Origin of the sequence: Acinetobacter sp. V102_4, assembly GCF_031799005.1 — a bacterium.
Classification (GTDB): Bacteria; Pseudomonadota; Gammaproteobacteria; order Pseudomonadales; family Moraxellaceae; genus Acinetobacter; species Acinetobacter calcoaceticus.
Genome location: NZ_JAVQNR010000052.1, coordinates 351,376 through 373,614, shown reverse-complemented (window position 1 = coordinate 373,614; position 22,239 = coordinate 351,376). Strand labels below are relative to the sequence as shown.

Sequence of the window (22,239 nt, the reverse complement as noted above, 5' to 3'; positions counted from 1 at the left end):
GCGGGATGGAGCAGTCTGGTAGCTCGTCGGGCTCATAACCCGAAGGTCGTTGGTTCAAATCCAGCTCCCGCTACCAATTTGATTAAGGTGCAACTTAATCAGGCAAATATCTAGTAATTTTACATTGACTTTATTTGATATTTGTATATAATTTTTGCACGTTGATGCGGGATGGAGCAGTCTGGTAGCTCGTCGGGCTCATAACCCGAAGGTCGTTGGTTCAAATCCAGCTCCCGCTACCAAGTTTCTTAAAAGAGGCTCACAGACAAGTGGGCCTTTTTGCACAGTGGACTATTGTTTTCTGTGCAAGATAGGGGCGATTAACGCCCTTTTTTATTGGTTATCGTATCGCTATCGTGTAGTTTCGACATCAATTGGTCAAATAGTCATGCTTCACTATAGTAGGTCTGTGTCGGTTAAAACAACCGATTGAATCGCACGAGAATGACGAGAGTAAATGAAATTATCAAATAAATCCCAAGCATTGCATGACTTAATTGTTCCTGCAGTACAAGCATGTGGTGTCGACCTTTGGGGAATCGAGTTTCTCCCACAAGGCAAACGTTCATTATTGCGTATTTATATCGATAAAGCGGTAAGTGAAGATGCTGAGCCTGTACTTAATGAAGATGGCGAAGTAGAACAAGGCCGTGGTATTGGTGTACAAGATTGTGTGCGTGTAACACAACAAGTTGGCGCAATGCTGGATGTTCATGATCCAATTTCAGGTGAGTATTCATTAGAAGTTTCTTCCCCGGGCTGGGATCGTCCATTTTTTCAACTAGAACAGTTACAAGGCTACATTGGACAACAAATTGCTTTGCGTTTGATTGCAGCAGTAGAAAACCGTCGTAAATTTCAAGCAAAACTTATCTCAGTAGACCTTGAAAATGAAGAAATTCAGGTTGAAGTTGATGGGAAGCACGTGCTTGAGATCGACAGCAACAATATCGATAAAGCAAACTTGATCTATCAAGATTAAATTTATTAAATTTTATAAGAAATCGGTAGGTGACTTATGGGCCGCGAAATTCTTACCGTTGTTGAAACGGTTAGTAATGAAAAAGGTGTTAGTCGTGAAGCGATCTTCGAGGCTTTAGAACAAGCTCTAGTTGCTGCAACGAAGAAAAGATTTTATGAAGGTACGCATGCTGAAGAAGCTCAGCTTCGTGTAGAAATTGATCGTAAAACTGGTGATTACAGTACGTTCCGTCAATGGACTGTTGTGGCAGATGAAGATCATGAAATGCCAGCTTGCCAAGATGCGATTTCTGACCTTGACCCATCTAAATGGTCAATTGGTGATGTACGTGAACTCGAAGTAGAATCTATTGAGTTTGGTCGTATCGCTGCACAAATTGCAAAACAAGTTATTGTACAAAAAATTCGTGAAGCTGAGCGTGCGTTAGTTGCTGATGCATACGAGTCTAAAGTTGGTGAGTTGATTTACGGTGAAGTGAAAAAACAAACCAAAGATGGCTTTATTATCGATTTAGGCGACAACGCTGAAGCTTATCTTGCGCGCGAAGAAATGATTCCTAAAGAAATTCTTCGTCCAAAACAACGTATGAACGCTATTTTATACAATGTGAACCGTGAAGGTCGTGGCGCTCAGTTATTGTTATCACGCGCTAAGCCTGAAATGTTAATTGCTTTAATGAAAAAAGAAATTCCTGAGATTTCTGAAGAAATTATTGAAATTAAAGCAGCGGCACGTCAACCAGGCGTTCGTGCTAAAATTGCAGTGAAAACAAATGACCATCGTATTGACCCTGTAGGTGCATGTATTGGTATGCGTGGTACGCGTATTCAAGCGGTACAACAAGAGTTAAACGGTGAACGTATTGATGTAGTGGTCTGGTCTGATGATCCAGCTCAGTACATTGCAAGTGCATTAGAACCAGCTGATGTTTCAGGCATCGTGCTTGATGAAGATGCAAGAAGTGCCGATATTATTTTTGCAACCAGCGATCAATTGGCTCGCGCGATTGGCTCACAAGGCCAAAATGTTCGCTTGGCTTCTGATTTAACTGGCTACAAACTCGACATGATGCTTGAAGAAGAGTATCGTGCTCGTCAGCAAAATGAAGCTCAGCAATATCTTGACATGTTTGTATCACGTCTCGATATTGAAGAAGATTTAGCAATGGCATTGGTGGAAATGGGCTTTACCTCTTTAGAAGAGATTGCTTATGTTCCAGCTGAAACTTTTGACGAAATTGAGCTTGATGCTGAATTGGTTGAGTTATTGCAAAGTCGTGCAAAAGAAGCAGCACTTACTGATGCTTTGAAACAGCAAGAAAATATTCAAGAACCGAGCGCAGACCTTCTAACAATGGAAGGCATGACTTCTGAGATCGCTTACTCGCTTGCCGCTCGCGGTATCATTACTGTCGATGATTTGGCAGATCAGGCTACTGACGATATCTCTGATATTGAAGGACTTGATCATGAAAAAGCAGGTCAATTGATCATGAAAGCTCGCGAATCATGGTTTAACTAGGAGATGAAATATGACGGACAAGTCGATTAAAGAGTTAGCTCTCAGTGTAGAACGTCCTGTTGAGAAGCTCCTAGAACAGGCTCGTGAAGCAGGTTTGCCTCAACGTACAGCAGACGATATTATTACCACTGAACAACAGGATACTTTAGTCAATCATTTGAAAAAAGTGCATGGTCAGGAAAGTGGTAACACAGGAAAAATTGCGTTGAAACGTAAAACAACCAGTACCGCTAAAGTTGCAAGTACTTCAGGTAAAGCAAAAACAATTAACGTAGAAGTACGTAAAAAACAGGTTTTTGCTAAACCAAACCCTGAACAAATTGCAGCTGAAGCTAAAGCACGTGCAGAAGCTGAAGCTAAAACACGTGTAGAACAGCAAACGCGTGACACTGCACAGCAAAACGCGCGTCTTCAAACAGAGCAAAAAGCAAAAGCAACTTTAGATGCTATGCGTGCTGCTCATCAACAAGATAGCGCTGCTCAGACAGCTCCTAAAGCTGCTGTAGTCGTGAAAAGACGTGGTGGTGGTACAGTAAAACCTGCACCAAAACCAGCAGAAACATTAGAGCAAAAGAAAGCGCGTGAAGCACAAACAGCTCAGTTAAAAGCAACTGAAGAAGCTGCGCGTCGTAAAGCGGCTGAAGAAGCTCAGCAACGTACACTTGAACAAATGCGCAAAATGGCGTCTAAGTATTCAAATGACGAAGCTACTACTACCATTCGTGTGATTGATGATTCTCCACTTGCTTCAGGTCTAGTTGGCCAAGCTTATGAAGATTCATTTAAGCAAGAAGACCGTGAAATTAAACGCGGTGGCGCAACCACTAACCCACGTGCGGGTAAAAAAGGTGGTCGTCGTGGTCAAGAAGAGCAAAGCTTTGTTAACCATAACAAACGTGGTTTAAAATCAAGTCAGGCAAATAAGCATGGATTTGAAAAGCCAGTTAAAAAGCAAGTTTATGATGTAGAAATCGGTTCAAGCATTGTTGTTGCCGATCTTGCTCAAAAAATGGCGATTAAAGTACGTGAAGTTATCAAATCACTTATGAAAATGGGTGAGTTGGTTAATCAAGAACAAGCTATTGATCAAGATATAGCAGCACTTGTTGTTGAAGAAATGGGCCATAACCCTGTTTTAGTTTCTGATACACAAGCGGAAGATAACTTGCTTGAAGCGGCTGAAGAAGCACGTGGTGAGCAAACAACTCGTCCGCCAGTTGTTACCATTATGGGTCACGTTGACCATGGTAAAACATCATTGCTTGACCGTATCCGTCGTTCGAAAGTGGCGGCAGGCGAAGCAGGTGGTATTACCCAGCATATTGGTGCATATCACGTTGAAACAGACAAAGGAATCATTACATTCCTTGATACACCGGGACATGCTGCGTTTACTTCAATGCGTGCACGTGGTGCTAAAGCAACGGATATCGTTGTATTGGTTGTTGCAGCAGATGACGGTGTAATGCCACAAACTGCAGAAGCAATTGACCATGCGCGTGCAGCAGGAACTCCAATTATTGTTGCAATCAACAAAATGGATAAAGAATCTGCTGATGTAGACCGTGTGTTAAATGAATTAACAACGAAACAAATCGTTCCAGAAGAATGGGGTGGTGATGTTCCGATTGCTAAAGTTTCTGCACACAGTGGACAAGGTATTGATGAACTCCTTGATTTAATTCTTATTCAATCAGAATTGATGGAATTAAAAGCATCTGCTGAAGGTGCTGCACAAGGTGTTGTTATTGAAGCGCGTGTTGATAAAGGCCGTGGTGCAGTAACTTCTATTCTTGTTCAAAACGGTACATTAAACATTGGTGACCTTGTTCTTGCAGGTTCATCATATGGTCGTGTCCGTGCAATGTCTGATGAAAATGGTAAGCCTATTAAATCAGCAGGACCATCTATTCCAGTAGAAATTCTGGGTCTTCCAGATGCTCCAATGGCAGGTGATGAAGTTCTTGTTGTAAATGACGAGAAGAAAGCACGTGAAGTTGCTGATGCTCGTGCTGACCGTGAACGTCAAAAACGTATTGATCGTCAAAGCGCAATGCGTCTTGAAAATATCATGTCGTCAATGGGCAAAAAAGATGTTCCTACAGTGAACGTTGTTTTAAGAACTGACGTACGTGGTACTTTAGAAGCATTGAATGCAGCTTTACATGAATTATCTACTGATGAAGTAAAAGTTCGTGTAATTAGTTCGGGTGTTGGTGCGATTACTGAGTCTGATGTGATTCTTGCTGAATCTTCAGAAGCTGTATTGTTGGGCTTTAACGTTCGTGCCGATACGACTGCTCGTCAGAGAAGTGACCAAGACGGTATCGATATTCGTTACTACAGCATCATCTATGAATTAATTGATGATGTGAAAGATGCCATGAGCGGTAAACTTGCTCCTGAACATCGTGAAACTATCTTGGGTGTTGCTGAAGTACGTGAAGTATTCCACTCAAGTAAGTTTGGTGCAGCAGCAGGCTGTATGGTACTTGAAGGTGTATTGCATCGTAATAAACCGATTCGCGTATTACGTGATGACGTGGTTGTGTTTCAAGGTGAGTTAGAATCTCTTCGTCGCTATAAAGAAGTGGTTGAAGAAGTTCGTGCCGGTATGGAATGTGGTCTTGCGGTGAAAGGTTATAAAGACATCAAAGTGAAAGATAAAATTGAAGTCTATGATGTTCAATTGATTAAACGGAGTCTTTAATGGCGGGTAGCCAACGCTTAAAGCGCATGGCGGATTCAGTGCAACGTGAGTTGTCTGAGCTGATCCGTCAGGAGCTTAAAGATCCTCGCTTAGGTGGTCTAGTGACCATCTCTGCGGTGAAAGTCAGTGCAGACATGGGTTATGCTGAAGTTTATGTCACTGTAATGGGACGTGAGCTTGGTGATGAGCAAAGTGAAGCAGCAAATAAAGAAACTTTAGATGTATTAAATAAAGCTTCTGGTTTCTTGCGTCATGAATTGAGTCGTCGTATCAAGACACGTATTACGCCAAGATTGCGTTTCCATTATGACAAGACTAATGCCTATGGTAACTATATGTTTGGTCTGATCGAGAAAGCGGTAAATGATTTACCGAAACGCGAGTCAGATGACGAACAGTAATATAAATTAAAAATAAAAAAGCCACCTTCGGGTGGCTTTTTTATTGGTTGTCTTTTTTCCCTATTCTTTAGGAGGGTCCATAGGAGGTTTATTTTGTGAGAAACGCTGTCCAATTTTATAACGGTCCCAAGGCAAGGGGCGCTCAATTGCTTCAGGAACTTCTCCACTCAATGAGCGCAAACGTAAATGTAGCGCAGCTTGAGCAATTAAATTTGCCGAAACCGGTGCGGTAATAAAAGCTAAAAGTGTGATCAGTAGCTCGGCAAAACCAAAGCGGCCTTGAAAAGCAAAAAAGATCATGGAAGCAATCAAGAAACTGCCTAATCCTAACGTACTCGATTTTGTGGGTGCATGTAAGCGCATGAATAAGTCAGGTAAGCGGACCATACCAATTGAGCCGACTAACATAAAGAAAGCGCCAAAAATCAGAAAGACCGAAACAATAATTTCCATTACAAACTGCATTTTGCTCTCTCCTTAATCGACAACATGACCGGTTGTGAAGTAACGTGCTAAGGCTGCTGTAGATACGAAACCTAGCATAGCAACCAGTAGCGCTCCTTCAAATAAAGAGGTCGTCATCCAGTAAATGCCTAGCACAACAATGAGGCAAGTTGCATTTAAGAAAAGAGTATCGAGTGCTAAAAGTCGATCTACAATTGATGGACCGATTACCATTCGGAAAAGACAAAGTAGCATAGAGATTGTAATGGCAATTAAGCTAATACCTAGAGCATAGGGTAGGATTGTCATACACTTGCCTCCGTTTCGCTTTTTACATCAAAAATTTCCATAAGTGGAATTTCATAGCGTTGTTTGATGTCTTGAATGTCAGATTCGGTATCATCCGTGCTCAAGGCGTGAACTAAAATATCTCCACGTTCCTGATCTATACCCGCAGAGACAGTACCAGGCGTTGTCGTAATGATCATCGCCAGTAATGTATTGACCTGCTCATGTTCCGTTTCTAGTGGCACACGATACCATTTAGGATGTAAATTTTTGGTAGGCCCTAAAACGAGCTTTGCTACTCGAAAGTTAGAAATGACAATATCCCAAAGAACTACAAAGCATAATTTAACAGCAGGTTTCCAGTGAATATGCGGTGTGCGAGTAATGAACGGTTTGACTAAACGAGGAATAATCAAGCCTAAAAGCACAGCCATTAAAATATCACTGGCATCCAGACTATGTGACAGCATCAGCCAAAATAAAATGATAAGAACGGAAACAAATGGATGTGGAAACCAGCGTTCAAGCAAATGAGATAACTGCATTGTTATGGCTCCATAGGTTTCAATTGACTTTCATCAACAATGGTAGGCGTTTGTAGTTTGTCCTGTTGCTGAATTTGTCGATGTTTATATTCTGAAATATGTTCACCATTGAAGGTATCTTTCGAAATAATATCAGGAATGAGGTAAGCATTATGATCTTCAACTTCACCCCCATATTTAGTTTCTGGTAGGTAAGCGGGATCAAATGGTTGCACGCTGATAAATTCACCATTTTGATCTACTTTAAGAATAGTACGTTGGTAAAGCGCATGGTCTTGAATCTGCTGAGCAGTACTTAATGTGTAATGCTGAATAGGTGCAGCAAATATGACATAAGCCATTAAGCCAGCAAGTAATACATAGATGACTTTATCATTACGTGGTGGTGCTCGTTCTGGTAAGGCCTGATAAAGAATATAAGCAGGATGAATTGGATCTTGTTCAGGAGGTGTTGCTCGCCAGAACAAGATAAAACCAACACGTGTTAGAGCAATAATACTTAATAGGCTAACAACAAGTACCACACCAATGATCCAACCTTGGTAGCTGGTTTCAACTGTCGCTTGTAAAATGAATACTTTTCCAAGGAAACCACTAAAAGGTGGTAAACCCGCGAGCATCATGGCAATCAAGAAATAAGTCAGCATAGCCGCTTTTTCTTGTTTGATTCTTGGGGCAACCTTTAAATGATCTTTAAAATCTCCACGTTGTGAGGTTATCCATCCACAAAATAGATAAAAAGCTGCTCCAATCAGCGTACTGTGCACTAAGTAATATAATGCGCCAGACCATGCTTGTGTATTCGACATGGCAATTGCCGTGAGCAAGGTGCCAATTGAAGAAAGCACCATAAACCCGACAAAGCGACGTAATCGATCTGCTCCAATTGCTCCAATCACACCATAGAGTGATGTAATTAAACCAATAGGAAGTAACCAGCTTTTTAAGATTTCTTGGCTAAGCGCATCGTCAAATACAGTTCCATTCACACGCAAAATCGAATATATACCGACCTTTGTCATAATGGTGAAAATTGCAGCTACAGGCGTACTTGCAATAGCATAAGTTTTTGGTAGCCAAAAACCTACAGGAAGCATGGCTGCTTTAATGCCAAACACTACAAATAAAAGTAACGCACCTGCTACGGCTAATTTATGTTGATCTGCTTCGAGTGTGGGGATAAGACGTGAAACATCCACCATGTTGAGGCTACCCACACTACCATAAATCATACCAAGGCCAATTAAGAATAGGGCAGAGGCTAATAAATTGATAATGACGTAGTGAACACCCAGCTGAAAGCGTGGCTTGCCTTGTCCATGTAAAAGCAAAACATACGAAGCCATCAACAAGATTTCAAAAAAGACGAAAAGGTTAAATAAATCGCCTGTTAAAAATGCTCCGCAGATACCCATTAACAAGAAATGCACCATGGCATGGAAATAGCGACCACGGGTATCCCAATTGTCGCTTGCATACCATAAAACTGGAACGACTAATGCATAGGTCAGTACCAGCATAAAAGCAGAAAGGCGATCTAATACGAGTACAATGCCAAACGGTGCTGACCATTCACTCAGTTGGTAAATGGTAATCTGGCCCGTGCTTGCAAAGCTCAAATATACAATTGCGGTAATTAATCCAGCAATTGCCGAAACAAGACTAATGCCACGACGCCATGGTTGTCGCCAGTCATCTTTTAAAGCACCTGCTCCTGGGTTGCCGAGCAGTAATAATATAAAAGCAGTAAATGCCGGGATGAGAATGCTAAAAATAGGCGCATGTTCTTGCCAGAAAGATAAAAAATCAAACATTACGGCTCATCCTCGCGTGGGTCGTATGTTGGAGAGATGTCTTCTTTAGCATCAACATGATCACTACCTGACTCATAACGGCTACGCAGCGCCAGTTGTACAATAAAAGCGGTGGTTGCAAAACCGATCACAATGGCTGTTAACACCAGCGCTTGAGGAAGTGGATCGGTTATTTTTGTTGTTTCGGTTAAAATTGCTTGTGAGCTGATTTGTAATCGGCCCATAGCAAATAAAAATAGGTTTACAGCATAGCCAATTACAGCTAATCCAAGCACGACAGGGAAAGTACGAGCACGTAAAATCAGATAAATACCTGTGGCAACAAGTAAACCAATAGCAGAAGCCAATAAGAATTCTAAACTGATCATGATGATTCCTCCCGATGTGGTACTACAGGACCAGACATACTTGAGTGGCGAGAGTCTCCCAATACAGAGATAAGCAACATCGTTGCACCAACAACGGTGATATAAACGCCTAAGTCAAAACTTGCAGCTGAAGCCAAATGTAGTTTTCCTAAAATTGGTAATTCAACATACACGTGCGCGCTGGTGAGGAATGGGCGTAACCAGAACCATGCAGCTACACCAGTAAGCCCAGCAATTGTTAAACCTGAACCAATCCAGACTTCGTAAAGACGCCCTGATTTTGCTTTGAGTAATTGTTCAGTTTGGTCTTGACCTAGCGCAATATATTGGATGATTAACGCCATTGAGGTGATTAGACCTGCAATGAAGCCACCGCCCGGATAGTTATGGCCGCGCATAAAGATATAAACACTCACGACAAGCGCTAATGGCAATACCCACGAGGCTGTAATACGGAACATGAGCGGAGATGGATTAAAACGGTAGGTGAGACCTTGGGTCATGGTTGTACCATGTACACGCATGCCATCCATGAGGCAAAGTGAACCAATAGCCGCAATTCCTAGTACCGTAATTTCACCAAAGGTATCGAAACCACGGAAGTCAACTAAAATGACATTTACAATATTTGAACCACCACCGAGTGGTAAAGATTGTTGGGCAAAGAACCATGAAATCGAATTATGATCACGGGTTAAAATCAGCCACGTAATCCAGCCTATCCCTAAGCCTCCAACAATGGCTAAAGCGGCATCTCTTAAACGTCTTGAGCGCAGAGATTCATAAGGCGTTAGTTGTGGAAGTAAAGATAAACTCATTAATAAAAGAACAGTGGTTACAACATCCACAGTAATTTGAGTCAATGCCAAATCTGGAGCTGACATGGTGACAAATACCATCGTTACAACCAGACCAATTGCACCACTAATGAGGACTGCTTTAATACGTTCATGGTGGAACCATAGCATCATCCAGCAACCCGAGAATAAGGTCAGCCAGAGAACGATGGCAATCCATGGGGCATGAGTGAGTTCACGTGTGCCTGTAGTAAGCCCTTGATTGAGTAGCGGCATGGTTACCATGATGATGCTAAAAGCAATGATCAAAAACAAGTAACTTTGCAATGAGCCATTTTCAGTTTTTTGTTTGATTTTTCGGCTGGTGAGCAACAGATGTTTTAAAAATAAATCAAATAAAATACGGCCTTGTAATCTGCCAAGACGTGGGTCAAGGTCAATTTTACGAATCATGCCATCTTTTGCCAAAGCAAAATAGAAGAGCGAGCCGCCCACTAAAGCAATAATACTCATCACAAGAGGAGCATTGAATCCGTGCCAGATTGCAAGATGAGTTCCTGCAAATTCTGGTTGCATCAAGCTTGCTCTCGTTACGCTATTGACCAGTGGTTCTACCAATAAAGAAGGTAAAACTCCAACCAAGATACATAGCACAGCAAGAAGAATGGCTGGCGAACGCATACCGATAGGTGGTTCATGTGCATCTTTATTTGGAACTTGTTTACCAATTGGACCGTCAAAAAACACGCCATGCACTAAGCGAATTGAATAACTTACTGCAAAGATACCAGCCAGAGTTGCAATAATGCTGGCAAAGATAACCGTTGAACCTGAAAGATTCGCCAATAGCTCGGTAAAGAACATCTCTTTAGAAATAAAGCCATTGGTGAGTGGTACCCCTGCCATAGAGGCAGCGGTGATCATGGTTAATGTGGCCGTGAAAGGAAGTAATTGCCAAATACCACTGAGTTTTCGAAGATCACGTGTACCAGTTTCATGGTCAATAATCCCCGCAAGCATAAACAGGGCTGCTTTAAATGTCGCATGGTTAATAATATGAAAAATGGCAGCAGCAACTGCTAAAGGCGAACCTATTCCAAGTAGACAGACAATAAGACCTAAATGGCTAATTGTTGAATAGGCGAGCAAACCTTTTAAGTCTTCTTTGAAAATGGCAAAACATGCTGCCATACAAAGTGTAAATAGGCCGACAAACGTCACAATATTGTGATAGATCGCAGCGCCTACAAAAATTGGCAGTAAGCGGGCAAGTAGAAAGATCCCGGCTTTTACCATGGTTGCAGAGTGTAGGTAGGCAGACACCGGAGTGGGCGCAGCCATTGCGTTGGGTAACCAAAAATGAAATGGAAACTGAGCACTCTTCGTAAATGCACCAAGCAAAATAAGCAATAACATTGGAATAAATAGGGAATGGGCTTGAATGGCATCTTTCATGCCCATGATGTCATTAATTTCATAGGTTCCAGTGATTTGTCCTAATAGAACAAATCCACCCAATAACGCCAAACCACCCATCCCTGTAATGGTGAGTGCCATTCGAGAGCCGCGTTGAGCAGCTTCATAATGACTCCAGTAACCCACTAATAAAAAAGATGAAATACTGGTGAGCTCCCAAAAGACTAATAAAATAATAAGATTATTAGAGAGCGAAATACCCAGCATTGCTGCCATAAACAGCATGAGTAAAGCATATAGTTTGCTTAAAGAATTTTTAGGGCCAAGATAGTAGTAGGCGTATATATAAATGAGTGTACCGATACCGGTAATAAGTAGAGAAAATAGTAAACCAAGAGCATCGAGTCTGAAGCTTAGATTAATTCCTAATTGAGGTAACCAATCCCAGCTCTGTTGAATGCTTGCACCACCAAGCACAGTTTTTGCTTGAGCCAGTAATAAACCAAAACTGGTTAAACTGACTCCGATTGCCCCTAAAGCCGTTACTCCACGCGAGAACCGTTGAAGCAATGAAACAAGGGTGGTGCCTAATATTAACGGTAATAAGATAATTATCGGTAGCACACTCGTATCCATATGTGATTTAGGCCGAGACCTAAAAGTGAAATTTTAATTTCAGAACAGATAGGAATTCAAAGAGATTTCCAAGGCTTGTATTCTGAAAGCCCAACCAAATTAGAAAATAAAGCGAGAAACAAGTTGTATTGCGCAACTTGAAGAATAAAAACGCAAAATGAAATTTATTGTACACTAAAAAAGCAGTAAAAATCTGATGTTATTACATGTAGTAACAACATCTAGTGATTTTAGAGCCTAAAAATCCTGCTTAAACTCTATATTGTGTGAAGCCGAATTTCATTATAAAAATAGAGTAAATGGGTCATAAAATTTAAACAGAAGGGCTTTCTTCTGGTGTATCTCCTGCATGAATCATGCGGAGCAATTCATTTTTTTGTTGCTCATTTAGATTTTGGATTTGCTGAAATAAAACACCAATTTGTGCTGGAGATGGTGTTGGGTCAATTAAGCTAAGAGGTTGTGCCTCTATAGACTGCGTTAATGGTTCGCTTCTTTGTAGCAATGTATAGATGTTTTCAAGCTGTTGCTTAGTTGTATTTAAATCAAGGTGGCTAATTTTACCGTGTTCTAATTTTAAACATTGATAGTTGGAAGCATGTTCAAGTAATTCCTCACGACTTCCTGTTGCAATAATTTGTAAGCGCGGGAATGCCTGATGAAGCCGATTCAAGATTTCTGTGCAATGTGTGGAGTCGAGCTGTGCATCAATCTGATCTATTAATAAAATCCCTTCACCTTCGAGGCAAGGATTTAAACTTAAGGGATTAAGTAAACAGAGTCTACGGGCTACATCACCTACCAACGCAATCCAAGTTTTTGTGGTGTTGGAAAGCTGCTGAAACGGTAGGGTTTGACCTTCATAGTCAACTATGAGCTGGAGCCGAGGTTGATATTGCAAATATAGGTCTTTAAGTTCAGGCAGAACAATATTTAATGCATTTTTCAGTGCATAAAGATTCGGGGAGGTGAGCTGTTTAGGCTGCCCTGATAACTCTTTTTGAAGCTCATTTAATAGTTCTGTCTGGTCTTGCTGTTCTGATTGTCTAGAAATAATACGTTGTAGGAGATGCGCAGCTTGGGCATTTTCGATATCGCTAATTTCACGTAACCATTCAAAAAAACGAGTAAACGTTGTAAATGGTAGCGGGCTAATGTCATAGGCTGAAATCGATTGGGTAATGCCGGGTAAATTTTTATTCAGCAGATTAATATCATTTACAAATCGCTCGGCTGGGTAGTAAGCGACTAAGGGCAATCCTTGTAGTGGATCTTTTTTTGTGACTTGCTGATAAAGGGCCATAGTTTGATCAAGTTGCTGCGTTTCAACTTGGCTTATTCCAATGCCACTTGAATTTAGAGTTTTAAAAAGTTTCCAGCTACATAGTGAAGAATCCACCTGTTGGGCAGAGGTACTTTCAGGTAAATGGCCAATTTCTGCTGGAACTTGAATGGTCACTTCGATTCTTGATTGTAGGCGCGACTGAGTAATGTCTTGATCAGGCATGACAATACCAGGGCTACGTAAATCTTTAAGACGGGCAGGGAACCAAGTTAAAGCATGGTAAGTATGTTTGAGTAACATACTTTTACCAGTTGCTTGTTCACCTAAAATTAAGGTAATAGGCTGTTTTTCATATTGAAACTGTATTTTAAGATCGTGAAATAAAGCAATATGTTTAAATTGGATCGATTCAAGTTTCATAGGCTCACCTAAGTATGAGCGCTTCAACCAACCGATTGACGAAGACTTAAAGGCGCCCTTAGTTTTAATTGTTGTATCAGATCATAAAGATGATGGATATTTAGACTTACTTTAGCACGAGTACAAGCAACGTAAAGTAATCTTAACTCCTCATCTGTAATCTTGTGTTCTAAGCCATTAATTTTAAATTGATAGTCATCTTCAATATGAACGCGGTTCCATTCTAACCCTTTAGCTTTGTGGGCTGTAGAGATGACATAATCAGCTTGCTCAATGGGTGTAATCTTTGCAAGTGCTTTCTTTAATGGGTCAGTCCCGTGATCATCAACCAATTTAACCAAAGGTTTAATGTCACTACCTTCATTGGTTTCACAGTATTCATGAACATCATGCCATGAATTGAACCATGCTAACTCAGGAACATCGGTGACACGTTTGCCTTGTTTCAAGAGGCTTGCAGCATCTACAAAACGGTTTAGTTTTTGATGGTCTGCTTGCAAACTTACCTTATCGCCATGAACTAAACCTGCCAACAAAAGTTCCATCGCACGGGCATTGGTACGGCATAAAATTGCGTCACGCATTTTAGTGTGAGGTTTATTAACTACACTTGATTTCTGGTTCGGATTGCCAAGTAGAGGAACAGTCTCATTTAAGCCGCCCAGCAATGCATTGGCAACGTCAGCAATCGTTTCACCAAAACGAAAAGACGTGGTTAGACGAGATTCAGGTAATGGTAATTGCTGCATAGCATTAATCGCACCACGCCATGCATAAATTTGCTGATGAGCATCGCCCACATAAATGACCTGCGTATTTTTTTGTCGAAGCAAAATACCCAGCATTAAAGGGTCGGCATCTTGTGCTTCATCAAATAACACATAATCACTAGGAATGTTCGGTTCAGATAATGCCCAAAGTTTAAGGTAAATATCATGGCCAATTCCGGCTTGATGATTCGGGTCAATTGACTCTAGCCAACGACGTTCCACAGCAGGATAAAGATGCTTTTGTAATTCGATAATATCATCTGGATGTAACCAATTCGGTGCTTGAATATGGCGAGGTGCAGGGTATTGAGAACTCGTTGAACAGAAGTAACCTACCGCATTTGCGACAAGACTTGCTAGTCGGCTTGGCATCAAGACATATTTCTCGTAACGCCCACCCATCATTCGTCGTAAAGTAATCGGCTCTAGTCGATATTCTTTAGCAATAAAACTTGGACTTAAGCGCGGTAGACGTAATTTGTCAGTTACGCCACGTGGCACGCTACGAAAAGCAAGTGAGTGAAAAGTACGGCAGTCGACATTACGATGAAATTTGTTTTGGGCTTCACCAGCAATCGCTTTGTTAAATGCCAAATACATACCGCGCCGCTCAGGCATGGCATCGCTAATCATTTGTAAAGTAGTGGTTTTACCTGTACCCGCATAGGCAATCACTTTAAATGATTGCCCAAGACGTGCGTTGTCTATGGCAATTGCTTGCTCATAGGTAGCTTTAGGTTTTTCAATATTCGACACTGAGTGATTTTATACCTTGTTGCGGTTAGCTTTTTCAACTAAACCAGATAAACCCTGACGACGAGCTAATTCGTCAATAATAAGTTGTGGATTAAGATCGAAATAACCCAACATGACAATAGTATGGAACCATAAATCGGCTGTTTCATAAACGAGATCGTTTAAGTGAGCTTCTGAATCTTGAACTGCAAAATCTTTAGCAGCAATAATGGTTTCTACACTTTCTTCGCCGACTTTTTCTAAAATTTTATTGATGCCTTTTTTATAGAGGCTGGCAACATAAGAGGTATCTGCTTCCGCTTGCTTCCGCTCTTGCATCAATTGACCTAAATGAGCAAGTACATCAACTTGTTCAGTGGTGTGGGCGTGATCGTGAGCTTCTGTTTTAGCATTTTCACCGTAAATTGCAGTAGGGTCTTTTAACTGCGCATCGACAATTTCCCAACCTTGCGGAGTAAGTTTACGGTAGAAACAAGACTCACGACCTGTATGACATGCAATACCGCCGTGCTGTTCAATTTGTAAGACAATAACATCGGCATCGCAGTCCAGGCGAATTTCATAAACTGTTTGGAAATGTCCTGATTCTTCACCCTTGTGCCAGAGTTTTTGGCGAGAGCGAGAGAAGTAAACAGCCTGATTTTTTTCCGCTGTTAGCGCGAGTGCTTCACGGTTCATCCACGCCACCATCAAAATGCGTCCGGTTTGATGATGTTGAGCAATGGCAGGGATAAGACCTTGTTCGTTAAATTTTACTTCATCGAGCCATTGCGTGTTATTCATGAGGAATCACCAAAGAAATATGAACTATAAATTGATTTAAGTCAGATGCTAAAAAATAGCTTGTATAGTGTACGGCATGAACGTCACTTTGCGGAAAAATTCTTTACGCTTTTTCTCTGTGTTAGGCTAACAAACAGCTTACTCTCATTACTTGTCAGTACGTTATTTAGATATTTCTGAAGTGAGAATATTGGAAATCTCAATCAAATTTTGATCTGGATCACGTATATAAACTGAGAGAATAGGGTGCATTGCACCAGTACGTTCAACGGGGCCTTCTTCAATTTGAATATTTAACTGATTAAGGTGTGTAACGACCTCTGAAATGGAAGTATCTGAAATAAAACACAGATCGGCAGATCCAGAAGTTGGATGCAATGCCTTGGGTTCAAATTCATTGCCTAGTTGATGCAAATTAATTTTTTGATGCCCAAACTTTAAGGCTTTTCTATCACCTTTAAACGTAATGACCTCAAACCCTAATACTGTTTGATAGAAATTACAGGTGTTTTCAATATCTGCAACGGTTAAAACGAGATGATCAAGGTGGCTGATTTTCATATATAACTCGCTATTCTTCTATGAGGTTAATAGTCGGGAAGAGATTCACTTTTTGAATTAAGTGCATTTTCTTTTTCGCAATATTGAGCAATTTTCTGATAATCAAGTTGTTGAAATGGAGCTGTTTTTAAGCCAGAAACTGTGATTGCCATTTCTTTTCGAAAATAAGGGATCTGATACATCCAAGGGAAAACGAGATCTCTTAAACCTCCCGCCCACCAATGGTCAGATTGATAAAGTGGTGTTAATAAGCGACTGAGGAATTGATAAAACTGGGTGGAAGAGCGGCGATGTTGATGATAGTGCTGCCAGAGGAGTGACCAATCAATATTTTGGTTCTTTTGGGCAAGTTGCAATGATTGAGAAAAAGCCCAAGCATCCAGTAAAGCCATATTTGCGCCTTGTCCCAGTTGAGGGCTCATAGCATGAGCAGCATCACCAATAACACCAATTCGGCCTTGCCCAAATTGAGTCATCACCACATCACGGTATTGGGCAGATAGCCATTTAGGTTGAATTTGATTGTTGTACAAAATCTGTTTTAACCATTCTGCTACATCAGGCCAGCGCTCTGAAACTTGGTTTAACCAAGTCTGTTTTGACTGCTCATCTTTCAAAAATGTAGGTAATTGTGCAGTAGGTAGGCTCCAAAATACACTCGCAAGTCGTTGCTCGGGTGCAGAAGGGATTGCCCCTGTAGGTAAAATCCCCATCATGATTTTGGAGCGATCATAAAATTGATGCAGAATTTGGGGATTTAGTGCTAAACATTCAGGCACGATACTCCAAGCAGCACCCCATGGATAAGCTTGATCGACTTTTACCCATGCTTTGGGTCGCAATTGACTACGAGCGCCATTGGCAATTAAGACCGCATCAAAGCAATCATCAAACTTTTGGTTGTGATTAAAGCCAAAGACCCTAATTTCATTAGGGTGTTCTTCAAGTCTTTCAATTGTGTGACCCATACGCCAAGTAATGTGACTTGAATATTGAGAAAGTTTTTGAGTAAGAACGTGACATAAAGTAGAACGGTGAATACCTAAACCATAAAGATTCGTTGAAGCTTCATGATAGTGACTATTTACTAAAAGGCGTTTATCAGGAAGCTGACCTTCTAAACCTGTGACTTTTGCACCTAGTGTTAAGGCTTCATTAAGTACACCAAGATGCTCAAATACGGCTAATCCAGCAGGCTGTAGTAAAAGACCTGCACCTACCGGAGATAATTCATCAACTTGTTCAAAAATAGTCACATTATTGCCTTCGCGAGCGAGCAAAATGGCAGTTGCTAAACCTGCTGTACCAGCACCGATAATGGCAAAATGAGGTGTTTTCATTGTTTATTCTTTTGAAGTATTTATAGGTTCAATTTAACAATGAACTTATCAGTGATCTAGAAAAATTTTTTAAAATTAAATTATTGTCATAGAAAAATCCCTTGCGATTGCAAGGGATTTAGAATTTATTTCAATATACGCCAAAGCGCTAATAAGCTACTCAGCACAATCAAAATAACCGAAACAAACCACGGGCTAATAATCGCGATGGTTAGTAAAATCAGCATAGTACTGCCGAACATCCAACTGCGGCGTTGTTGATGTTCCATTTGCAAACGAAGTTGCTGCATTTCGCGTAACTGACGGTCTTGCCAAGCAGACTGATTTTTTAAACCATTTAAACTATCAACAATTAAGCTTGGGAAATCTTGAGCACCTAAAAGCAGGTCAGGTAGTTGCTGCCCTAACTCTTTTATATTTTTGACTGGGTTCATGTTGGCTTTGACCCATTCAGTCAAAATTGGTTTTGCCAATTTCCAGATGTCGAGCTGCGGATAAAGATCGGTCCCTAGGCCTTCAACATGCACTAAAGTCTTTAGCAACAACATGAGTTGCGGTGGAATCTCTAAATGGAAGCGACGGGCAATATCCATCACTTGAATTAAGATGCCAGCAAAATCAAGTTGATCCATTGGTTTAGACACCATTGGACCAACGGTGCGACGCATTTCACGCGATAGCGCATCTTGGTCTGTACCCGGTGGAATCCAGCCAGCTTGGTGCACAATTTGAATGAGCTGCATAAAGTTGCTGTTCATTACAGCAAGCAACATGCGGGCAATCGTCATCTGGTCATGCTTAGATAACTCACCCATAATCGCACAGTCCAACGCAATAAAGCGTGGATTGCTTGGGTTAATTGTTTCTACAAAGACATTGCCGGGGTGCATGTCGGCATGGAAAAAGTTATCGCGAAATACTTGCGTGAAGAAAATGGTTAATCCTTTTTCTGCAAGTTGTGCGCGGTCCATGCCTAGACGGTCAAAAGTCGCCGTATCTGAAATAGGAACACCTGTAATACGCTCTGCCACCATGACATCTTTGGTGTCCATGTAGACTTCAGGCACATACATCATGGTTGAGCCAGTAAAATAATGGCGCATACGACGGGTGTTATCTGCCTCAATACTCAAGTCCAGCTCATTTAAGATAATCTGGCGATAGTCTTGAATAATTTCGCTTAAATGCAACGCACGTGCAGCTTCAAGGCGGCTTTCTAGTGTGTTGCCTAACCACGCCAAAATTTCAAAGTCTTGCAAAATTTGGTTGCGAATGTCAGGACGAGTCACTTTAATAACGACTTCACGACCATCATGCAAAGCAGCAGTATGAACTTGCGCAATTGACGCAGCAGCTAATGGCTGGTCATCAAAGCGAGCAAACAAGGTATTTACGTCTGCCTTTAATGAGTCCTGAATACGTTGCTTGGCAACATTGCTATCAAAAGGTTTTACCTGATCTTGAAGTAAGACCAATTGAGCGAGTATTTCAGGTGGAATCAAATCACGTCGGGTTGACAGTAATTGCCCAAGCTTAATTGCAAGCGGCCCCATCTCTTCCAAAGCTTCTTTGAGCTTTAAAGGATTTTTACGTTCACGACTAGACCATGCGGCTGGGTGCATTTTAATAACACTTAATGCACGTTGAGCTTTAACTGGTAATTCATCCGCAGGGAACAACGTATCGAGTCTATAGTGCGCTGCAATACGCCAAAGTTCGAGTAAACGTGAAACGTGCGGAATCATATACAGTCTTACCTAGTCTTGAGAGGGTTGTAGTTGTGCGTTGAGTTGCTGCAATCTTGCTTCTAGACGGTCAATGTCTTGATTAAGCTTGCGAGTTGCTTGAGTTAAATCATCCATTTCCCAACGAGGGGCAAATAGACCGCTATCTTCTTTTAAGGCATCTTCAGCAAAAAACAGATGACTTTGAAGAGAGCGTTTTAAATGTTTTGGTGCAAGCTGAATCTTGCCAATTTCGTGGGCAAGTTGAGGACCAACCCATCTTGATAAGTGCGCAGCTAAATCTGGTTCAGCTTGTTGCATGATTTTTTGAATATCCTGTAACAGGTGATAATCACCTTGCAATGGGATATTGCCAATCTGATCTGGATCGCTGACCAATAGTTTGATCAACTCAACGACATCTTTAACATGCAAAGTTGCTGTAGCTTCAGAAATTTTGAATTGCGCATCAAAAGGGCGTTGTTCAAAAATAGAAGGTTTTTCACTTTGCCCTGTTGCGGTAGGTTCAAGACGAACTTTTTCTTGATCAAAGAATACATCGACAGAAAGTTGCGGACTGTCGATTACGACACGCAACATTTTGCCCTGTAACTGATTAAGCTGAATGCGTGTAACCGCATCCAGATCGATCAGATGATGAATGATACGTTCGACTGCACCGAGTGCCAGAATCGACCACATATCGTTAACCCTTACAGTTTGAAGCCACGGTGAACGGCAACGATACCAGCAGTAAGGTTGTGATAGTCACAGTTCTGGAAGCCAGCATTTTCCATCATACCTTTTAAGGTGCGTTGGTCTGGATGCATACGAATTGATTCAGCCAAATATTTATAACTTTCTGAATCATTGGCAACTAATTTACCCATAATCGGTAAAGCAGTGAATGAGTAGAGGTCATAAAGTTTTGAGAATGGCTCAAATACAGGCTTAGAAAATTCAAGAATAAGCAAACGACCGCCTGGCTTTAACACACGGAACATAGAAGCAAGTGCTGCATCTTTATCAGTCACGTTACGTAAGCCAAAACTAATGGTGAGTAGATCAAAGCTATTATCTGCAAAAGGCTCTAAAGTTTCTGCATTGGCAAGTACGAAGTCGACATTGGTACAGCCTGCATCAATCAAACGGTCACGGCCTACGTTGAGCATAGATTCGTTAATGTCTGAAAGAACGACATGGCCTTGAGGACCAACTTCGCGGCTGAATACTTTCGCTAAATCGCCTGTACCACCAGCAATGTCCAACACATGTTGATCACGGCGTACACCTGACATGTTAATTGCAAAGCGTTTCCAAAGGCGGTGAATACCAAATGACATCAAGTCATTCATCAAGTCATATTTGCTTGCAACCGAATGGAAAACTTCTGCAACTTTTTGAGCTTTATCTTCAGTTTTAACAGTCGAGAAACCAAAGTGTGTGGTTTCTCCCACGTTGCCAGTATTGCCAGCACCACGTGGTAAATTGTATTTCGGTACAGAACCGTTAACTGGTGTATCAGTTAAGGTTTGTTGTAAAGTTTGTTGTTGCCCTTGAGGGGTACCTTGCGGTAAAGGTGAGCTTAGGAATGGGCTAACTTTGTCTGAACTTTGTGCCTGCTCAGTTGGAGATGTTGGCTTTTGGTTTTCGTTAGACATATTGTCTCTCCTAGACTCAAACTCAAGTGAAACGGAATAAGTTCTGCATGATGACAGATTTTGTCTATTTTTACAGGCATCATCATGCAAATATAATGAATAAAATCTCAACTTCGTAAGGTTGATTTTTTCTCTGTGCCGACCTTATCACACTCTAAACGGATTCGGATGCCCTGAATGTACATTTTCAATAATCTGGCGTTCTTTTTCCGTAAAAGTCTTGATAAACGTCTCGGCTGATTTTAACGGTTTCATCGCAGTAAAACCATCTTGGATAAAATCATACATCAACTCGAAGTGATATTTTTGGGCAATGCCTTTACACATTTTAAAAGCCGTAAACATCATAAATGAGCGCATATATTTATCGAGTGCTGTACCTAAATCATCAAGAAGAGCAAGTTGTTGATAACGAGCTTCTGCCTGATCAAGTTTGGTTAGGGTTAAGCGCATGATTTCATCGGTTAATACCGTGTCAGCCGGATAATCCTCAAGAAGCTGTATCGCCACTTGTTCATCAAGCTGAGTGGCAAGCACAGCTAAACTTACCGATTTAGTTCCAGTTTTAATCGCATTCTCAGGCAATACTTTTTCGGCTTTATGTGCATATTTCAATAGACGTTCAATTTGTGCTGCAAGGGCATCAAACTCTGGACCACCATATAAACGATTTAAAAAATACTGTGCCATGAGTTTATGTTCAGGCAAGTTGAAAAATTCATGATGTGTATCTTTCATCCGTTCTTTTAGCCATGTTTGTACATCTTGCAAACGTTGGGCAAGCACCGGATTGTCATGATAATTAAATGTTTTATATTGTTGTAAAAGTTCATCAAAAGCAGCGAGTTTAGACATGTAAGACTCTAATATTGGGCTATTTACAAAAAATCATAAGAGGCATTGTAACCTTGTACTATGGCGAGAAGATGTAAAAAAAATGATTCATGCGTCAATTTTTATCGGGGATTTGGTCGCAATGACATAATTTGTATAGCAATTCATCATTTAACCGCATAA

General features: G+C 41.1%; 19 protein-coding genes and 1 tRNA gene. 5 read left to right on the top strand and 15 right to left on the bottom strand.

What is annotated here, in order from left to right; translation table 11 throughout:
* The first annotated feature begins 165 nt into the window (after positions 1-165).
* From RMB13_RS20325 to RMB13_RS20305, 5 genes are all read left to right on the top strand, one after another.
* Positions 166-242: transfer RNA gene (locus tag RMB13_RS20325), tRNA-Met, on the top strand.
* 215 nt (positions 243-457) lie between these two features.
* Positions 458-982, top strand: a complete 525-nt coding sequence (gene rimP / locus RMB13_RS20320; RefSeq protein WP_005037183.1) for a ribosome maturation factor RimP — start codon at positions 458-460, stop codon at positions 980-982.
* Positions 983-1,018: 36 nt separating this feature from the next.
* Positions 1,019-2,503: a transcription termination factor NusA gene (nusA, locus tag RMB13_RS20315; RefSeq protein ID WP_003654584.1), complete on the top strand. Its 1,485-nt coding sequence runs from the start codon at positions 1,019-1,021 to the stop codon at positions 2,501-2,503.
* Between the two features lie 10 nt (positions 2,504-2,513).
* A complete protein-coding gene (infB, locus tag RMB13_RS20310) occupies positions 2,514-5,213 on the top strand; it encodes a translation initiation factor IF-2 (protein WP_005037181.1) in 2,700 nt (899 codons plus the stop codon).
* Positions 5,213-5,614, top strand: a complete 402-nt coding sequence (locus RMB13_RS20305; RefSeq protein ID WP_003654587.1) for a ribosome-binding factor A — start codon at positions 5,213-5,215, stop codon at positions 5,612-5,614. Before infB ends, RMB13_RS20305 begins: the two co-directional genes overlap by 1 nt.
* A gap of 60 nt (positions 5,615-5,674) precedes the next feature.
* Here the strand turns inward: RMB13_RS20305 and RMB13_RS20300 are convergent, their stop codons facing one another.
* From RMB13_RS20300 to RMB13_RS20230, 15 genes are all read right to left on the bottom strand, one after another.
* Positions 5,675-6,079 carry a Na+/H+ antiporter subunit G gene (locus tag RMB13_RS20300; RefSeq protein ID WP_017391372.1) on the bottom strand — a complete coding sequence of 135 codons (405 nt, stop codon included), beginning with the start codon at positions 6,077-6,079 and terminating at the stop codon, positions 5,675-5,677.
* A gap of 12 nt (positions 6,080-6,091) precedes the next feature.
* Positions 6,092-6,367: a monovalent cation/H+ antiporter subunit F gene (locus RMB13_RS20295; RefSeq protein ID WP_005037177.1), complete on the bottom strand. Its 276-nt coding sequence runs from the start codon at positions 6,365-6,367 to the stop codon at positions 6,092-6,094.
* The gene (locus tag RMB13_RS20290; protein WP_307012019.1) at positions 6,364-6,891 is read right to left on the bottom strand and encodes a Na+/H+ antiporter subunit E; all 528 of its coding nucleotides are present in this window, start codon (positions 6,889-6,891) and stop codon (positions 6,364-6,366) included. Before RMB13_RS20290 ends, RMB13_RS20295 begins: the two co-directional genes overlap by 4 nt.
* 2 nt (positions 6,892-6,893) lie before the next feature.
* Positions 6,894-8,705, bottom strand: coding sequence for a monovalent cation/H+ antiporter subunit D (locus RMB13_RS20285; protein ID WP_311086177.1), 1,812 nt, complete (start codon positions 8,703-8,705; stop codon positions 6,894-6,896).
* Positions 8,705-9,073: a Na+/H+ antiporter subunit C gene (locus RMB13_RS20280; protein WP_005037171.1), complete on the bottom strand. Its 369-nt coding sequence runs from the start codon at positions 9,071-9,073 to the stop codon at positions 8,705-8,707. Before RMB13_RS20280 ends, RMB13_RS20285 begins: the two co-directional genes overlap by 1 nt.
* Positions 9,070-11,922 (bottom strand): monovalent cation/H+ antiporter subunit A, encoded by a 2,853-nt coding sequence (locus tag RMB13_RS20275; RefSeq protein ID WP_311086176.1) that lies wholly within the window; start codon positions 11,920-11,922, stop codon positions 9,070-9,072. Before RMB13_RS20275 ends, RMB13_RS20280 begins: the two co-directional genes overlap by 4 nt.
* Positions 11,923-12,235: 313 nt before the next feature.
* Complete coding sequence (locus tag RMB13_RS20270; RefSeq protein WP_311086175.1) at positions 12,236-13,627, bottom strand: AAA family ATPase; 1,392 nt, start codon at positions 13,625-13,627, stop codon at positions 12,236-12,238.
* Positions 13,628-13,650: 23 nt separating this feature from the next.
* Complete coding sequence (locus RMB13_RS20265) at positions 13,651-15,153, bottom strand: UvrD-helicase domain-containing protein (protein WP_004640865.1); 1,503 nt, start codon at positions 15,151-15,153, stop codon at positions 13,651-13,653.
* Between the two features lie 9 nt (positions 15,154-15,162).
* Positions 15,163-15,936, bottom strand: coding sequence for a bifunctional phosphoribosyl-AMP cyclohydrolase/phosphoribosyl-ATP diphosphatase HisIE (hisIE, locus tag RMB13_RS20260; protein ID WP_005037164.1), 774 nt, complete (start codon positions 15,934-15,936; stop codon positions 15,163-15,165).
* A gap of 162 nt (positions 15,937-16,098) precedes the next feature.
* The gene (locus RMB13_RS20255; protein ID WP_311086174.1) at positions 16,099-16,497 is read right to left on the bottom strand and encodes a VOC family protein; all 399 of its coding nucleotides are present in this window, start codon (positions 16,495-16,497) and stop codon (positions 16,099-16,101) included.
* 26 nt (positions 16,498-16,523) lie between these two features.
* On the bottom strand, positions 16,524-17,837 hold the full coding sequence (locus RMB13_RS20250; RefSeq protein WP_311086173.1) for an NAD(P)/FAD-dependent oxidoreductase: 1,314 nt from the start codon (positions 17,835-17,837) through the stop codon (positions 16,524-16,526).
* Between the two features lie 125 nt (positions 17,838-17,962).
* Positions 17,963-19,582 carry an AarF/ABC1/UbiB kinase family protein gene (locus RMB13_RS20245; protein ID WP_151743568.1) on the bottom strand — a complete coding sequence of 540 codons (1,620 nt, stop codon included), beginning with the start codon at positions 19,580-19,582 and terminating at the stop codon, positions 17,963-17,965.
* 12 nt (positions 19,583-19,594) lie between these two features.
* The gene (locus tag RMB13_RS20240; protein ID WP_151743567.1) at positions 19,595-20,263 is read right to left on the bottom strand and encodes an SCP2 domain-containing protein; all 669 of its coding nucleotides are present in this window, start codon (positions 20,261-20,263) and stop codon (positions 19,595-19,597) included.
* Positions 20,264-20,274: 11 nt separating this feature from the next.
* Complete coding sequence (gene ubiE / locus RMB13_RS20235) at positions 20,275-21,222, bottom strand: bifunctional demethylmenaquinone methyltransferase/2-methoxy-6-polyprenyl-1,4-benzoquinol methylase UbiE (protein WP_311086172.1); 948 nt, start codon at positions 21,220-21,222, stop codon at positions 20,275-20,277.
* A 147-nt stretch (positions 21,223-21,369) separates the two neighbouring features.
* Entirely contained in the window at positions 21,370-22,077 is a 708-nt protein-coding gene (locus RMB13_RS20230) for an FFLEELY motif protein (RefSeq protein ID WP_005037154.1), read from the bottom strand.
* Positions 22,078-22,239 lie beyond the last annotated feature (162 nt).

Bases quoted from the DNA above. Each gene is read 5' to 3' on its own strand.
- RMB13_RS20240 (WP_151743567.1), bottom strand. From the start codon at position 20,263: ATGTGGTCGATTCTGGCACTCGGTGCAGTCGAACGTATCATTCATCAT.
- RMB13_RS20295 (WP_005037177.1), bottom strand. From the start codon at position 6,367: ATGACAATCCTACCCTATGCTCTAGGTATTAGCTTAATTGCCATTACA.
- RMB13_RS20250 (WP_311086173.1), bottom strand. From the start codon at position 17,837: ATGAAAACACCTCATTTTGCCATTATCGGTGCTGGTACAGCAGGTTTA.
- RMB13_RS20245 (WP_151743568.1), bottom strand. From the start codon at position 19,582: ATGATTCCGCACGTTTCACGTTTACTCGAACTTTGGCGTATTGCAGCG.
- hisIE (WP_005037164.1), bottom strand. From the start codon at position 15,936: ATGAATAACACGCAATGGCTCGATGAAGTAAAATTTAACGAACAAGGT.
- ubiE (WP_311086172.1), bottom strand. From the start codon at position 21,222: ATGTCTAACGAAAACCAAAAGCCAACATCTCCAACTGAGCAGGCACAA.
- RMB13_RS20255 (WP_311086174.1), bottom strand. From the start codon at position 16,497: ATGAAAATCAGCCACCTTGATCATCTCGTTTTAACCGTTGCAGATATT.
- RMB13_RS20275 (WP_311086176.1), bottom strand. From the start codon at position 11,922: ATGGATACGAGTGTGCTACCGATAATTATCTTATTACCGTTAATATTA.
- RMB13_RS20280 (WP_005037171.1), bottom strand. From the start codon at position 9,073: ATGATCAGTTTAGAATTCTTATTGGCTTCTGCTATTGGTTTACTTGTT.
- RMB13_RS20290 (WP_307012019.1), bottom strand. From the start codon at position 6,891: ATGCAGTTATCTCATTTGCTTGAACGCTGGTTTCCACATCCATTTGTT.
- RMB13_RS20305 (WP_003654587.1), top strand. From the start codon at position 5,213: ATGGCGGGTAGCCAACGCTTAAAGCGCATGGCGGATTCAGTGCAACGT.
- RMB13_RS20300 (WP_017391372.1), bottom strand. From the start codon at position 6,079: ATGCAGTTTGTAATGGAAATTATTGTTTCGGTCTTTCTGATTTTTGGC.
- RMB13_RS20285 (WP_311086177.1), bottom strand. From the start codon at position 8,705: ATGTTTGATTTTTTATCTTTCTGGCAAGAACATGCGCCTATTTTTAGC.
- RMB13_RS20230 (WP_005037154.1), bottom strand. From the start codon at position 22,077: ATGTCTAAACTCGCTGCTTTTGATGAACTTTTACAACAATATAAAACA.
- infB (WP_005037181.1), top strand. From the start codon at position 2,514: ATGACGGACAAGTCGATTAAAGAGTTAGCTCTCAGTGTAGAACGTCCT.
- rimP (WP_005037183.1), top strand. From the start codon at position 458: ATGAAATTATCAAATAAATCCCAAGCATTGCATGACTTAATTGTTCCT.
- nusA (WP_003654584.1), top strand. From the start codon at position 1,019: ATGGGCCGCGAAATTCTTACCGTTGTTGAAACGGTTAGTAATGAAAAA.
- RMB13_RS20270 (WP_311086175.1), bottom strand. From the start codon at position 13,627: ATGAAACTTGAATCGATCCAATTTAAACATATTGCTTTATTTCACGAT.